12 protein-coding genes are annotated in these 13,872 nt (G+C 61.4%); 4 read left to right on the top strand and 8 right to left on the bottom strand.

Annotated features, from left to right (window positions below):
- Nucleotides 1-4: 4 nt before the first annotated feature.
- Together V6B08_RS06375 and V6B08_RS06370 are read right to left on the bottom strand one after the other, a co-directional pair.
- Nucleotides 5-1,408, bottom strand: a complete 1,404-nt coding sequence (locus V6B08_RS06375; RefSeq protein ID WP_341978919.1) for an amidase — start codon at nt 1,406-1,408, stop codon at nt 5-7.
- Nucleotides 1,409-1,533: 125 nt separating this feature from the next.
- Nucleotides 1,534-2,271: a TetR family transcriptional regulator gene (locus V6B08_RS06370; RefSeq protein WP_341978917.1), complete on the bottom strand. Its 738-nt coding sequence runs from the start codon at nt 2,269-2,271 to the stop codon at nt 1,534-1,536.
- A 152-nt stretch (nt 2,272-2,423) separates the two neighbouring features.
- Here V6B08_RS06370 and V6B08_RS06365 point away from each other — a divergent pair, with 152 nt between their 5' ends.
- A complete protein-coding gene (locus V6B08_RS06365) occupies nt 2,424-3,224 on the top strand; it encodes an SDR family oxidoreductase (RefSeq protein ID WP_341978916.1) in 801 nt (266 codons plus the stop codon).
- A 13-nt stretch (nt 3,225-3,237) separates the two neighbouring features.
- Here the strand turns inward: V6B08_RS06365 and V6B08_RS06360 are convergent, their stop codons facing one another.
- Nucleotides 3,238-4,404 carry a mandelate racemase/muconate lactonizing enzyme family protein gene (locus V6B08_RS06360; protein ID WP_341978915.1) on the bottom strand — a complete coding sequence of 389 codons (1,167 nt, stop codon included), beginning with the start codon at nt 4,402-4,404 and terminating at the stop codon, nt 3,238-3,240.
- Between the two features lie 122 nt (nt 4,405-4,526).
- Here V6B08_RS06360 and V6B08_RS06355 point away from each other — a divergent pair, with 122 nt between their 5' ends.
- The 3 genes from V6B08_RS06355 (at nt 4,527) to V6B08_RS06345 (ending at nt 9,053) form a co-directional block, all read left to right on the top strand.
- Nucleotides 4,527-5,429: a LysR family transcriptional regulator gene (locus V6B08_RS06355; protein WP_341978913.1), complete on the top strand. Its 903-nt coding sequence runs from the start codon at nt 4,527-4,529 to the stop codon at nt 5,427-5,429.
- Between the two features lie 46 nt (nt 5,430-5,475).
- Nucleotides 5,476-6,729: an O-antigen ligase family protein gene (locus V6B08_RS06350; protein WP_341978912.1), complete on the top strand. Its 1,254-nt coding sequence runs from the start codon at nt 5,476-5,478 to the stop codon at nt 6,727-6,729.
- Nucleotides 6,730-7,013: 284 nt separating this feature from the next.
- Nucleotides 7,014-9,053: a B12-binding domain-containing radical SAM protein gene (locus V6B08_RS06345; protein ID WP_341978911.1), complete on the top strand. Its 2,040-nt coding sequence runs from the start codon at nt 7,014-7,016 to the stop codon at nt 9,051-9,053.
- Between the two features lie 18 nt (nt 9,054-9,071).
- Here the strand turns inward: V6B08_RS06345 and V6B08_RS06340 are convergent, their stop codons facing one another.
- Genes V6B08_RS06340 through V6B08_RS06320 form a run of 5 tightly spaced genes read right to left on the bottom strand, consistent with a single transcriptional unit; the run spans nt 9,072 to nt 13,849 of the window.
- Nucleotides 9,072-10,028 carry a GDP-L-fucose synthase family protein gene (locus V6B08_RS06340; protein ID WP_341978910.1) on the bottom strand — a complete coding sequence of 319 codons (957 nt, stop codon included), beginning with the start codon at nt 10,026-10,028 and terminating at the stop codon, nt 9,072-9,074.
- Between the two features lie 5 nt (nt 10,029-10,033).
- Complete coding sequence (locus V6B08_RS06335) at nt 10,034-10,615, bottom strand: NUDIX hydrolase (RefSeq protein ID WP_341978909.1); 582 nt, start codon at nt 10,613-10,615, stop codon at nt 10,034-10,036.
- Nucleotides 10,612-11,616 carry a GHMP family kinase ATP-binding protein gene (locus tag V6B08_RS06330; RefSeq protein ID WP_341978908.1) on the bottom strand — a complete coding sequence of 335 codons (1,005 nt, stop codon included), beginning with the start codon at nt 11,614-11,616 and terminating at the stop codon, nt 10,612-10,614. Before V6B08_RS06330 ends, V6B08_RS06335 begins: the two co-directional genes overlap by 4 nt.
- Nucleotides 11,613-12,347 (bottom strand): nucleotidyltransferase family protein, encoded by a 735-nt coding sequence (locus V6B08_RS06325; protein WP_341981601.1) that lies wholly within the window; start codon nt 12,345-12,347, stop codon nt 11,613-11,615. Before V6B08_RS06325 ends, V6B08_RS06330 begins: the two co-directional genes overlap by 4 nt.
- 2 nt (nt 12,348-12,349) lie before the next feature.
- Entirely contained in the window at nt 12,350-13,849 is a 1,500-nt protein-coding gene (locus V6B08_RS06320; RefSeq protein ID WP_341978907.1) for a B12-binding domain-containing radical SAM protein, read from the bottom strand.
- Between the last annotated feature and the right edge of the window lie 23 nt (nt 13,850-13,872).

Below are 13,872 nucleotides of genomic sequence, written 5' to 3'. Positions count from 1 at the left end.
CGGATCAGAAGCTCCTTTCGGCTACGGCCGGCCGGCGGGCCAGCCACGGCGCCGCCTGTTCAAAGGCCCAGGATGCCTGCAACACCAGCAGATCGCGGTGGCGCGGGCCAACCAGATGCAGGCCGACCGGCAGACCCTTGGCGGTGAAACCGCAAGGCAGGCTGGCAGCCGGCTGACGTGTCAGATTGAAGGGCGGCGTGAAGGGATACCATTCGCGGGCGCCATAGCCTTCCGGCGCATCGCCGGCGGCATCGAAGGCGGGCACGCAGGTGACTGGCGTCAGCAACAGGTCATACCGCTGATGGAAATCGTTCATCTGGCGGGCCAGTTGCGCCCGCTGCATCTCGGCATCGAAATGCTCGATGGCGCTGGTGCCACGGCTTTCCTCGATACGCTTCACCAGATCACGGTCCATGACGCTGAGCTGTGCCGGGGTGAATTTGTGGAAGGCATAATCCGTCAGGCCACGGGTCAGCTTATGCATCAGGTCGCGCTGATCGTCGAACACCTTCTCGACCAGCTCGACCTTGGCGCCCAGCGTCTCGAACACCTTGGCCGCGCGCTCGGTGAGTGCCGCGACCTCTGGATCGACACGGGCGCCGCACAATGTCGGGCTCCAAGCAATGCGCCAGCTTTTCGGATCGGCGGCTAGATTATCCTGGTACTGCACCGGATCGTAGGGCAGCGCCTCCCAATCGCGGCTATCGGGCCGGGAAATGACGCTGAACATCAGCGCCGCATCCATCACCGTGCGGGTCATCGGGCCGAAGCCGGCGAGCGTGGCATAGGGCGTCGGCGGATACATCGGCACCCGGCCACCGCCCGGCTTGAAGCCATAGATGCCGCAGAAATTCGCCGGCATGCGGATCGAACCGCCGGCATCGGTGCCCACCGCCATGGCGGAAATGCCGGCCGCCACGGAAGCCGCCGCACCGCCGCTGGAACCGCCCGGGGTGCGCGCCAGATCCCAGGGATTGCGCGTGACGCCGCATAGCGCGGTGTTGGTGGTGGCCTTGGCGGCGAATTCGCTGGTGGTGGTCTTGCCGAAGATCACCGAACCCTGCTCGCGCAGCCGCGCCACAAGCGGGCCATCCTCGTTCCACGGCTGATCCGGGTTGATCGCCTTGGAACCGCGCAAGGTCGGCCAGCCCTTGGTCAGGATGATGTCCTTGATCGATACCGGCACGCCATCCAGCGGCCCCAGCGGCTCGCCGCGCTGCCAGCGCGCTTCCGAGGCGCGGGCCGCGTCATTGGCGGCCTTGGCATCCAGCAGGCAGAAGGCATTCAGTTCGGGATTGAGGCCCTCGGCACGGCGCAGCACCATGGCCGTCGCCTCCACGGGCGACAGCGTCTTGGCACGATAGGCGGCTACAAGCTCGGCAGCCGTAGCCCAGGCTAAATCCCGCATGTTCCCCCACGTGCGCTGCACATGATCAACCAGTTGGTTGATGAGACACCCGGGGCCGGCAGGCTGTCAAGATGAAAAGCGCATGACAGTATGAAACGCCAGAACGAGAAATTAGCGACGGAATGTCAGGGGCGCAGCGCGCTCATCATCATCTCGACGACATGGCGGCGGCGCACCGCCACTTCCGCTGCGCCATCAAGGTTGCGCCCGAAGATCGCCGACAACGTATAAATGTTGTTGAAGTAGAAGAAACCGAGCCCGGCAATGGAGATATAGACCTGCAGCGGATCCATTCCCTTGCGGAACAGTCCCTCTTCCGCACCGCGCTTCAGAATGTCGTCCAGCGTGCCGAGCAGCGGCGTGTTGAGCCGCTGCAGGTTCACGATCTGCTTAAGATGCTTGCCCCGGTGCAGGTTTTCATCCGTGAGCAGAAAAACGAAATCGCGGTTTTCCGCCAGGTAGTCGAATGACATTTCGATCAGCCGCCGCATCGCCGCGGCCGGCTTGAGCTGCCCGAGATCAAGCGACCGCTCGCGCTCGCGGATACCGTCATAGGCGCGCTCCAACACCTTGGCGTAGAGATCATCCTTGTTGCCGAAATGATGATAGACGAGCTGCTTGTTGACCCCGGCAACGGCGGCGATGGTATCGACGCGGGCGCCCTCGAAACCGCGGCTGGCGAATTCCTGATGTGCAGCGGCCAGCAGCAGGTCGCGGCTGGTCTGCTCGCCGCGCTTCGCCGCCAAGGGCTTCACCGCCCGCGTCTTCGCTGCCTGGGTCTTCGCCACTCCGGGCCTAGCTGCGCCGCCGACCGGCCGGCGCTTGACGCTGCCTTCGCTCCGCTTCGCTCCCGCTGCCGGCATACCTTACCCTCACGCTCGATCAACTGGATGTTTGATTCGGCACTATACAGGCCTTAGCCGAAGATTCCACCGGCCAATGCTGGCCCCGGCAGCGGGGCGCGCTATCATGGCCGGATATAAACAGGGCGCCAGACATAAACAGGGAGGCTGTGATGCAGGAGCTGTTTTCACTGAAGGGCCGCGTGGCCTTGGTCACCGGTGGTTCGCGCGGTATCGGCAAGATGATCGCGCGCGGCTTCATCGCTCAAGGAGCGAAAGTTTATATCACTGCCCGCAAGGCAGCCGCCTGCGATGCCACGGCACGCGAACTGAGCCTTAATGGCGGCGAATGCATCGCCCTGCCAATCGATATTTCCACCGTGGCCGGCGCCCAGGCGCTTGCCAGTGAACTCAAGCAGCGCGAAAGCAAGCTCGACATCCTGGTGAACAATGCCGGCGCCGCCTGGGCCGCCGAGTTCGAGCAATTCCCGGAGAATGGCTGGGACAAGGTGATGAACCTCAACCTCAAGGCGCCGTTCTTCCTGACCCAGGCGCTCTACGCCCCGCTGAAGGCCGCCGCCAGCGCCGAACGACCGGCCAAGGTGATCAACATTGCCTCGATCGACGGCATTTTCGTCAACCCGCTGGAAACTTATTCCTATGCTGCCAGCAAGGCCGGCCTGATCCACCTTACCCGCCGTATGGCGGCAAAGCTGATCAAGGACCAGATCGTGGTGACCGCCATCGCTCCGGGACCGTTTGTGTCCGACATGAATACCGATGCCCGCGACAATGGTGAGGCCGTGGCCAAGCGCGTGCCGGCCGGCCGTATCGGCAGCGAAGAGGACATGGCGGGTGCCGCCATCTTCCTGGCCTCGCGGGCCGGCGATTATGTGGTCGGCTCTACGCTGACCGTGGATGGCGGCGTCGCTTTTGGCCGCGCCGGTTTCGAGGGCGAACGCTGGAAGGAATAAGCGGCTAGAGCCTTCAGCCGAGCAGGCCCTGCATCACGGCGTAGAGTTCGCTCTTGGCCTCGAAGCCAACTCCCGGAATCTGCGGCAGGCCGACATAGCTGTCGTTCACCGCGATGCCATCGGCGAAGCCGCCAAATGGCTTGAATACATCGGGGTAGCTCTCGTTGCCGCCGAGATGTAGGCCGGCAGCGATATTGAGCGACATCTGGTGACCGCCATGGGGCACCACGCGGCGACTGGACCAGCCATGCTGCTGCATCATCTCCAGCGTGCGCAGGTATTCCACGAGGCCGTAGGACAGCGCGCAATCGAATTGCAGCCAGTCGCGGTCAGGGCGCATGCCGCCAAAGCGGATCAGGTTGCGCGCATCCTGCATCGAGAACAGGTTCTCGCCGGTGGCCATCGGCTTGTCGTAATGCTGCGCCAGTTCGGCCTGCAGGGCATAATCCAGCGGATCACCCACTTCCTCGTACCAGAACAGGTTGTAGGGCAGCAAAGCCTTGCCATACTCGATGGCAGTCTTGATATCGAAACGGCCGTTGACGTCGACGCAGAGATTCTGCCCGTCGCCGACGATCTTCAGCACCGCCTCGATACGCTTGATATCCTCGGCCAGCGATGCGCCGCCAATCTTCATCTTGACAACGCGGTAACCGCGGTCGCGGTAGCTCTTCATTTCGTCCTGCAAAGCCTCCAGGCCCTTGCCCGGATAATAATAACCGCCAGCGGCATAGACCCAGACCTTGTCATCGGCAACACCACCGCGATAGCGGTCGGCCAGCAGGCGCCAGAGCGGTACACCGGCAATCTTCGCCACGGCATCCCACACCGCCATGTCGAGCGTGCCCACCGCCACCGAGCGTTCGCCATGGCCGCCCGGCTTTTCGTTCATCATCAGCGTGGACCAGATCTTGAACGGATCGAGATTGCCATGCTTGGCATCGATCAGGCTGTCGGGATCGGCTTCCATCAGGCGCGGCAGGAAACGCTCGCGCATCAGCGAACCCTGGCCGTAGCGGCCATTGGAATTGAAGCCGAAGCCGACCACCGGTTTACCATCGCGCACCTGATCGGTGATCACCGCCACCACTGAGCAGGTCATCTTGGAGAAATCGATATAGGCATTGGCAATAGGCGAGGCGATGGAAACGGTCTTCTCACGGACATCGACGATACGCATAATGGATTCCTCTGGACTAATTCCCCTGGCTCTGTGGCTTGCGCAGCATAGGGCGGGCATGGCTCACTCCGCCAATGCTGGATCGGCATGGCATCATGCCGGCCAGGTACTTGGGAACTGCCATGGAATTCGCCTGGCTCGAGGATTTCATCGCACTCGTGGAAAGCGGCAATTTCTCCCGCGCCGCCGAGCGCCGCCACATGACCCAGCCGGCCTTCAGCCGGCGCGTGCGGCTGCTGGAAGACTGGGCCGGTGCCCCGCTATTCGACCGCTCCAGCCAGCCAATCACCCTGACCGAGGCCGGCGAGCGGCTGCGCCCGGCGGTGGAAGAGGTGCTGCGCCGACTGGCCCAGGCCCGCGAGGAACTGCGCCAGACAGCGGCAGAAGGCGCCAGCGCCTTGCGCTTCGCCGCGACGCATTCATTGTCGCTGACTTTCTTTCCCGCCTGGATTCAGCGCCTGGGCAGCGAACTCGCCCTGGGGCCTATCCATCTGCTCTCGGAAAGCATGCAGGCCTGCGAGCAGGCCATGCTGGAAGGCGACGCGCAATTCATGCTCTGCCATGGCCATGATGCGGCGGCGCAGCGGCTGGATGCAGCGCAATTCGCCAGCCGGGTGATCGGCGAGGATCGGCTGCTGCCGCTCTCTGCCCCCGATGCCACGGGCCGGCCGTGTTTCCACATCGGCCAGGATACGGCCACACCCTTCCTGGCCTACAGCGACGAGTCAGGCCTGGGTCGCATCATCGCTGCGGCACAGGCCACCAGGCCGCAAGCCGGGCTGCGAACCATCTTCACCTCGCATTCCGCCGCCGTGCTGCGCATGATGGCGCGTGATGGCCGCGGCCTCGCCTGGCTGCCGCACAGCCTGGTGACTGAGGATCTAGCTGCCGGCCGCCTGGTGATTGCCGGCCAGGATGCCGAGGCAATTCCGCTGCGTATCCTGCTGCTACGCCCCCGGGCGCGGCAGAGCCAGACCGCCGAAAGCCTGTGGCAGCTGACCAAGCCAGCCAGCGATGGCCCGTGATGGCCGGCGATAGCGGCAATCTGCCCCCCATGATAGAAAACGGCGCATGAGCCCCGCCGCGCCCCTGATCTTCTTCACCATACTTGCCCCAGCCGCCGGGCTGATGGCTTTTTTCGCCGGCAAGGGCTTTGCCGGACTCGGCGGTGCGGCTGGATTGCTGGCGTTGCTGCTCCTGCTGGTACGGCGGCAAATGCTCCCGGCCCTCACCTTGCCCTCCAGCCGCCTGCTGCTGGCCTGGATTGCCGCCGGTCTGCTCAGCGCATTCTGGTCTATCGAGGCCAGCAACTCTCTCGAAACCATGCAAGGCCTCACCGCCCTGCTGGTTGCTGCGCTATGCCTGCTGAGCCTGGCGCAATTGATCGACTTGCCTGCCGATGAACGATGGCAGCGCCGCCTTGCCTGCGGCCTGATCGGCGGCTTTCTGATTCTCTCTCTATTGCTGCTGGTGGATCAGGCAACGCACGGCGGTGTCTATGCTGTCACGATCGGTGCTTTGAAGCGCCGCAACGACTGGATAGCGAATATCAACATCCGCGCCGGCGTGCTGGTCACGCTGCTGCTGTGGCCGGCAATGCTGGCGGCCTGGTGGCTGACGGCAAAGCGTTTCTGGCTGCCAGCCCTGCTCTACCTGATTGGCGGCATCGCCGCCTATGTTTCTCCGCAAGTGACCGCGAAACTGGCCTTCGCGGCGGGTAGTGCCGCCGGCCTTTTCATATGGCTGGGCCGCCGCAACGCCGCCCTGCTGCTTGGCGGCCTTGTTGCCCTGGTGATGCTGCTCACGCCTTTTATTCTAGGCCGGCTGTTCAGCGCCGAGGCTGCCATAGAGTCATATCCAAGCCTGCATTATTCGGCGAAACATCGCCTGCATGTCTGGGATTTTGTCGCCGAGCGCTATCTCGAACGGCCATGGCTTGGCTGGGGGATCGATGCGGCGCGGCTGCTGCCCGGTGGCGATGCCGAACTGGCCAGCGGCGGTGAACAGGTGCCGAGCCATCCGCATAACGGCATCCTGCAATTCTGGCTCGAATTGGGCTTGCTTGGCGGCGCGTTATTGCTGGCCGGGCAATGGCTGATCTGGCGGGCCATCGCGGCACCGCATTGGACACCCAGCGCGCGCGCAGCAGCGGCAGCAGCCTTCATCACGGCCCTATGCTATTTCCTGGCATCCTTCAACACCTGGCATAGCTGGTGGATCGGCCTGCTGGCCGTCAGCTTCAGCCTGCTGATCGTGGCCATGCGCAGCTTTGGCCGTTCTGCCGCTTACGGCGGCGTCTCTTTGGGCTGCTTCAGCAGCGCCTAGCGGTCAGGCCATGGGAAGTGGCCGGCAGAGACCAGCGTTCCATCTGGCGCCAAAAAACCAGTCAATCTAAATGGTTAGTCCAGCTCGGTGCGATGAACGGCACAGTTGGGTTTTCCACATTGGCGTGTGGCAAGGTATCTAGCAGCCCAACCAGGGCCGGAATCGGTTCACCCAGGGGCCGGCATACGCCCCCACCGAACCAGAATCTATTAACAAATACACAGGATTACTGAGACAAGCCCAGTCTGGCATGATAGACACTTCAACAGGTGGCAAGCCGCCAAATGATTGAAGATGCTAAGGTTGGGCCGATGAAGCGGGTCTATTTTAACGAATACAATGTTCGTATGGGCAAGATGTGCTATCTGCCCCTCGTCTCAGGCCTGTTGCAATGCTACGCGCAGACCTCAGATGTTGTGCGCGCAAACTACCAGTTCATGCGCCCTATCTTCTCCATCGACAGCTTCGACAACGTCATGGCCCAGTATACCGAGGAGCCGGACGTGGCCGCCTTTTCGGTCGCAATGTGGAATGAGCAGCTTAACCTTAAGGTGGCTGCCGAAGTGCGCCGCCGGTGGCCAAACTGCCTGATCGTTTTCGGTGGCGCCAATGTACCGCATCATCCCACGGCCTATATGGAACGGCACCCCTTTATCGATGTGGCGGTGCGGGCGGAAGGCGAGGAAACCTTCCTCGATATTCTGCTGTATCATCTCGAAGGCCGCGAGTTCGACGACATTCCGAATGTTTCCTACCGCCGCAAGAGCGATGGCGCGATCATTGAGGTAGCGAAAGAGCGGCCCTTCCAGCGCGACCTGGATTCCTATCCCTCGCCCTATCTTGAAGGCGTGTTCGACAATTTGTTGTCGCTGCGCAGCGATACGCTGGATTTCCAGGCGATCATCGAGACCAATCGCGGCTGCCCGTTTCAATGTACCTTTTGTTACTGGGGCCGCGGCGGCCTGAGCCGCAAATACCGCTACCACGACATGGACCGTGTGTTTGCCGAGCTCGACTGGGCTGGCCGCAACAAGATCCTCTATGTCTTCAATGCCGATTCCAATTTTGGCATGCACAAGCGCGATCCCGACATCGCCGACTTCATCGTGTCGGTGAAGGAGAAGTACGGCTATCCAGACAAGTTCCGCACCTGCTTCGGCAAGAATACCGACGAAACTATTTTCAATATTGGCCTGCTGTTCCACAGCAAGGGACTGGAAAAGGGCATCACGCTTGCCCGTCAGACCAACGACAAGACCACGCTGAAGAATATCAAGCGCGGCAACATCAAGATGTCGACCTACACCAACCTGCAGACGCGCTTCAATGACGCGAATGTACCGATATACAGCGAGCTGATTCTCGGCCTGCCCGGCGAGACGGTCACCACATGGAAGAACGGCATCGACGAATTGCTGGAATCCGGCCTGAAGAACCAGCTCTTCATCTATCTCTGTCAGGTGTTTAACAATACAGAGCTCGGCGATCCGGCTTATTGTGAAAAATTCGGCATTAAAACCAAGCAGATCGAACTGAACGAGATTCACGGCAGTATCCGCGACAAATCTTGGGTTACCGAATTCGAGCATGTGATCACCGAGACCTATTCCATGACCCAAGCCGAGTGGCGCCGCATGGTGCGCCTCTCGTGGATCACCATGGTGCTGCATTCGATGAAACTTGGCTTCTATGTGATGATCTGGCTGCGCGATCGCTTCGGCACCAAGGCGAGTGATCTGATCCAATATATCTCCGACCGCGACATGCCTGATCGTGGCGAGACCATGCTGGGTCGTGAACTCGATTCCTACGATGCACTCATCGATAACATGCTGAATGATGGCGCCGGCCGCGGCCTAGCGCTGCGCGAATACGGCGACATATACTGGGATGTGGAGGAATCCACCTTCCTCAATGCCGCCGAGGATCTCGGTCGCTTCTATGCCGAGTTCGAGGAATTGGTAGCCGATTTCCTGGCGAGCCGTGGCGTAATCTTCGACCGCGCCGACCTTGAGGAAGTGATGCATTATCAGCGTGCACGCATTCCGAGCCGCTACCTTCCAGACGAAACCGCCTTCAACTTCCGCCATAACCTGCCGGAATATTTTGAACGGCGCTTCTCGACACAGCCGGTGCCACTTGTGGCCATCCCACAGAGCATGACCACTAGCCCGATCGACTTCGCCGGCGACAAGAAGCGCTTCGCCCGCGAGACGATCCTCTGGGGCCGCAAGAGTGGCACCATGCTAGTGCGTACCGCCTTCCAGTCGGTGCCTGAAATAGCAGCGAGCCAGGCACTGGAGATCCAGAAGGTAATCGGCTAGAGGCTACCGCCTCAGGCCTCAGGCCGCGCCGCGGTCTTTGAGATAGGCCTGATAATCGCCATAGGCACCAACAAGGCCGGTGCGCAGTGTAACCTGTGGCCGCCAGCCGAGCGCAGTCATGCGACTGCTGTCGAGCAGCTTCACCGGCATGCCGTCGGGCTTGTCGGGCGCATTGACGAAACGCCCGCGATAGCCGATCACATCGGCGACCAAATGCATCAGGTCTTGTATGCTGATGCCCTCGCCGCTGCCGACGTTGATGGGCTCGGCAGACGCGTAATACCGGATCAGGTGAATGGCGGCATCGGCCATGTCGTCGACATGCATGAATTCGCGCACCGGCTTGCCAGTGCCCCAGATCTCCACGCTGTCGCGCCCCTCCTGCTTCGCCTGATGCAGCTTGGCCAGGAAGGCCGGCAGCACATGGCCCTGCACTGGATCGTAATTGTCGCCGGGGCCATACAAGTTGGCAGGAATGCAGGAAATGAAATCGCGGCCATATTGTTGCCGGTAGGCTTGGCAGAGCTTGATGCCGGTGATTTTCGCCAGGGCATACCATTCATTCGTCGGCTCGAGCGGACCAGTGAGCAGATATTCTTCCTTCATCGGCTGCGGCGAGAGCCGGGGATAGATGCAGTTCGAGGCAAAGAACAGCAGCTTCTCCACACCAATCTCATGCGCAGCATGGATGATGGCGGATTCAATCGCCATGTTGTTGTAGAGGAATTCCGCCGGCCGAGTGGAATTAGCATGGATGCCGCCGACAGTGGCCGCTGCGATAAACACGGCTTGCGGCCGCGCTACGCGCATCCAGGCCTCCACATCCTGCTGGCGGCGCAGATCGACCTCGGCCCGATCGGCGGTGAGCATCTCGCAACCCTCGCGCGCCAAGCGCCGCACCAGTGCCGAGCCGACCATGCCGCGATGTCCGGCAACCCAGACCCGCTTTCCCGCCAGATCGTAGTCGCCCGTCATACGCGTCAGCTTCCCGGCCAATGAGCTAGGCCTAGGAACAGCGCAGCCAGCGTGGAAGCATCTTGGATGGCATGCTGCGCCAGCAGGCCGGCGATCTCCGCGCGCGTAAAGAAATGCATCTCGCCAAGGCCCGGTTCGTCTTCCTGCCGCGTACCGCCTGGCCGGCAATCGCTGGCCACGAACAGCGCGCCTCGGCCAATGATGGTGCTGGCTTCCGGCGTAAAAGTGCCGATACGGCGCAGATTGCTCGGCTCGCAAAGCAAGCCGGTTTCCTCTTCCAGTTCGCGTAAGGCCGCCGCTTCTGGCTCCTCGCCAGGATCGACGAAGCCGCGCGGCAATTCCCAGGCAAATTCGGCTAGTGGATGGCGATAGGTGCGCAGCAGCACGATACGGTCGCCCACCAACGGCAGCACGCTGGCACCCGTTATCTGGTCGGGCCGGGTCGAACGCGGCTCGAGCACCAGATAGTCGCTCACCTCGGTGCCATTAGCGCCGCGAATGTGATCGTAGAAGACCCGCCACTTGCTGTTGCCCTTGCCTTCCTGGCGTGCGAGCAGGCTGACAATGTTTTCTGGTATATGCTTCATCGGCTCTGGAGCCCATCGGGTTCATAGACCACGATCTTGCTGCCTGACATGTCGACATTCACCTGCACTTCAATCAGCGGGGCCAACGCGGCCCGCACTGCATCGCGGCATCCTTGCGGCACATAGAACACCATGAAACCGCCACCGCCGGCTCCCAGCAGCTTGCCGCCCAATGCACCGGCCGCACGGCCACGCTGGTAGATCTCATCGACGTCTGGGGTCGAGATCGAGCCGGTCAATTCACGCTTCAACTGCCAAGATTCATGCAGCAAATGGCCGATATCATCCAGATCGCCACGCTCCCGGTTCAGGATCGCCACAGCCTCGTCCACCAAACCGGTCATGCGGCGGATATGCGCGGCCTTTTCATCTAGTGCGGCGATTTTCTCACCGGCAATCTGCGAAGCAATCCGTGAAATGCCCGTGAAGAACAGCATCAGGTTGCCGATCAGGGCATCGCGGCGCATCACCGGTAAGATAAGCGGCGCCACTTCAAAGCCACCATCACGGTGAAAATCGATGCGGTTGAACCCGCCATAGGCGGCCCAGATCTGGTCCTGCGAACCAACATTCTCGCGGATCACATCTTGCTCTATGCGGATCGCCTCCTGAGCAAGCTGCTGCTTGCTGATCATGCGGCCACGAAGCGCCTCTATGGCATTGATCAGGCCAACCGTGAAGGACGAGGAGGAGCCGAGGCCTGAGCGCGCCGGCAGGTCACCATCGTGATGGATTTCCACGCCGAGATCGACTTTCATCTCCTGCAGCACATGCCTGACCGCCGGATGCTGGATTTCCTCAAGCCGATTGACCGTCTCGACCTTCGAATAGACCAGGCGATGACGATGTCCGAAGAACTGCGGCAGTTCGCGCAGTGAAATGTAGCAGTATTTGTTGATGGCAAAGCCCAGCACCTGGCCGCCATGGCTGCGATACCAATGCGGATAATCGGAACCGCCGCCGAACAATGAAATGCGGAAAGGCGTGCGGCTAATGATCACGGCACACGTCCAAAAGCGCCGGCGCCCATCACCGATGGTGCAACCGCCAGGCTTTCTGGCGTTCCGATATCGATGAAATCGCCGCTGGCACGGAAACCGAGCAGGCTGCCAGGCGGCAGATACTGCAGTATATCGCGCTCTAGCGACACCGCATCGGCAGCGGCAACGCGGTCCAGCAGGGCTGCGGAAAAGAGATAGACGCCGCCATTGATGGCACCGCCGCCATGCCGCTCCACATCCTTTTCAAGGAACGCGCGAATACGCCCATCCGCATCAATATCCAGGCTGCCGTAACGGCCGGCATCAGCGACCTCGGCAAAAACCAGCGCGCCCATGGTGCCGGCAGTTTCGAAAGCCGCCAGGAATCCCGGCATGTCAAAGCCAATCCAGGTATCGCCGTTCATCACCAGCACGCGCCGCCCGGTGAGCTGCGGCCGTGCCAGGCGCAATGCACCAGCAGTGCCCAGCGGCGATGGCTCTATCACCCAGGAAACCGCCAGCGGCGGTGGCTGATCCTGCAGATGCGCCACCACCTTATGTGCTAGATGACCAAGGCAGAGCAACACGCGCGTGATGCCGGCTGCAGCAAGCGCTTCGAGCAGCCAGTCAAGAAACGGTCGCCCAGCAACCGGTGCCATCACTTTCGGAATGTCGCCCAGCACGCCACGAAGCCGCGTGCCCAATCCGCCTGCGAGAATAACGGCCTCCAGGCCTTCCTCGGCGCAACTCACGCTCAAGCCGCGCGCTCCCGTTCTTCCAGCAGTTTGCGCTTCAGGCGATGCCGCGCCATCTCTTCGATATGGCGGCGGGTATCCCAGCCGAAGCGCTGGGTAACCATGTCGAGATAGCGGGGGTGCTCGAAATACGCGTGGAAGGCCTCGTCGCGGAAGGCGAGCACCTCGGCCGCGGAAACCTTCTCGGTTGGCAGCGGCTGGCAATCATAGGAATGCTGAGAGAAACCCGACCAATTATCGGGTAGCGCCCAGCCATTGGCCACCGCCTGTGTGTAAAGCGGGGAACCGGGATAAGCCATAGCGGAGTAGAAATTTGCGAATTCGCAGTTCAGCTCCTGCGCCAGTTCCAAGGTTTCGCGCATGGTCTCAGCATCGTCGTCGGGCAGGCCGAAGATGAAGTTGCCGATCACGCTGATGCCGGCTGCCTGAATCTGGCGCACGATGCTGATGATGTCTTCGTGTCGCAGGGCTTTTTGCGCACCATCGCGTACGTGCTTGGAGCCGGATTCGATGCCAAGCGCGAGCCAGCGAAAGCCGGCCTTGCGCAGCTTCTCGAGCATATGCGGCTTCACCGTATCGACGCGCGCATAGGCCCAGATATTCAGATCGTAATTACGCTCGATCAGCAGGTCGCAGATCGCCATCACATGGCGATCGTTCAGCACGAACATCTCGTCGATGAACTTGTAGGTCTTTACGCCATAGGTGTTGTGCAGCAGATCGATCTCGGCAGCCACGGCTTCAGGCTTGCGCATCCGGTAGCGGTTCACATCAAACGGCGCGTTGATGCAGCAGAACGTACACTTATAGGGGCAGCCAAGCGAGGTATAGACGGAGGCATAGGGTATGCGCGACGGCAAGTCGCCGAAGCACTGCCAGTTATGCGCCCGGTATTTCTGCATTGGCAGCAAGTCCCAAACATTGCCATGCAGGTCGATATCTAGTTCCTTGATCAGTTCAGCGGGCTTGTTGTTCACAACCTTGCCGACGGCATCGCGCCAGACTAGGCCGGCCACCTGGGTAAAATCCGGCACCGGTGCTTTGAGCTGATCGATCAGTTGCACAGTGGTGACTGGCCCCTCGCCTTTGCAGACGAAGTCCACCGGTTCTTCCTGCAGCGTGCGCTCGGGCAGCGCCGAGACATGGCCGCCGACGATCAGGATCGGCATCTCCGGCAGGTCAGCCTTGATCGCCTCGCAAGCATCGCGCGCACCAACCATCTGCTGCGTGGATGCGGAAGGTTGATGGCCAAACACCACCAGGCATGTGAGGCGCGGCGCCAACGCGGCAACCTTGGCCGCGATGCCGGCTGGACCGATCTGTTCAGCCTCGGAATCCAGAATCGTCACCTTGTAGCCGCGGTCGCGCGCATAGCCGGCGATCAGGCGGCACCACAGCGGCGGCTCCACCGCCGTGAGGCTGTCGCCGAGCTTCTGGTAGATTTTCTCCCGACCACCCGGATTGATCAACAGGAGATCGAGTTGTTCGGTCGCCGTCATGCGGGGCTCCATGCCATGGCCGA

Source organism: Ferrovibrio sp. MS7 (genome assembly GCF_038404985.1).
In the GTDB taxonomy this organism is placed as follows: Bacteria; Pseudomonadota; Alphaproteobacteria; order Ferrovibrionales; family Ferrovibrionaceae; genus Ferrovibrio; species Ferrovibrio plantarum.
Note: the sequence above shows the minus strand (reverse complement) of the source record. Positions and strands in the feature narration are given on the sequence as shown.

Coding starts and splice junctions, on each gene's coding strand:
- V6B08_RS06375 (WP_341978919.1), bottom strand. CDS start 1,408: ATGCGGGATTTAGCCTGGGCTACGGCTGCCGAGCTTGTAGCCGCCTAT.
- V6B08_RS06370 (WP_341978917.1), bottom strand. CDS start 2,271: ATGCCGGCAGCGGGAGCGAAGCGGAGCGAAGGCAGCGTCAAGCGCCGG.
- V6B08_RS06365 (WP_341978916.1), top strand. CDS start 2,424: ATGCAGGAGCTGTTTTCACTGAAGGGCCGCGTGGCCTTGGTCACCGGT.
- V6B08_RS06360 (WP_341978915.1), bottom strand. CDS start 4,404: ATGCGTATCGTCGATGTCCGTGAGAAGACCGTTTCCATCGCCTCGCCT.
- V6B08_RS06355 (WP_341978913.1), top strand. CDS start 4,527: ATGGAATTCGCCTGGCTCGAGGATTTCATCGCACTCGTGGAAAGCGGC.
- V6B08_RS06350 (WP_341978912.1), top strand. CDS start 5,476: ATGAGCCCCGCCGCGCCCCTGATCTTCTTCACCATACTTGCCCCAGCC.
- V6B08_RS06345 (WP_341978911.1), top strand. CDS start 7,014: ATGATTGAAGATGCTAAGGTTGGGCCGATGAAGCGGGTCTATTTTAAC.
- V6B08_RS06340 (WP_341978910.1), bottom strand. CDS start 10,028: ATGACGGGCGACTACGATCTGGCGGGAAAGCGGGTCTGGGTTGCCGGA.
- V6B08_RS06335 (WP_341978909.1), bottom strand. CDS start 10,615: ATGAAGCATATACCAGAAAACATTGTCAGCCTGCTCGCACGCCAGGAA.
- V6B08_RS06320 (WP_341978907.1), bottom strand. CDS start 13,849: ATGACGGCGACCGAACAACTCGATCTCCTGTTGATCAATCCGGGTGGT.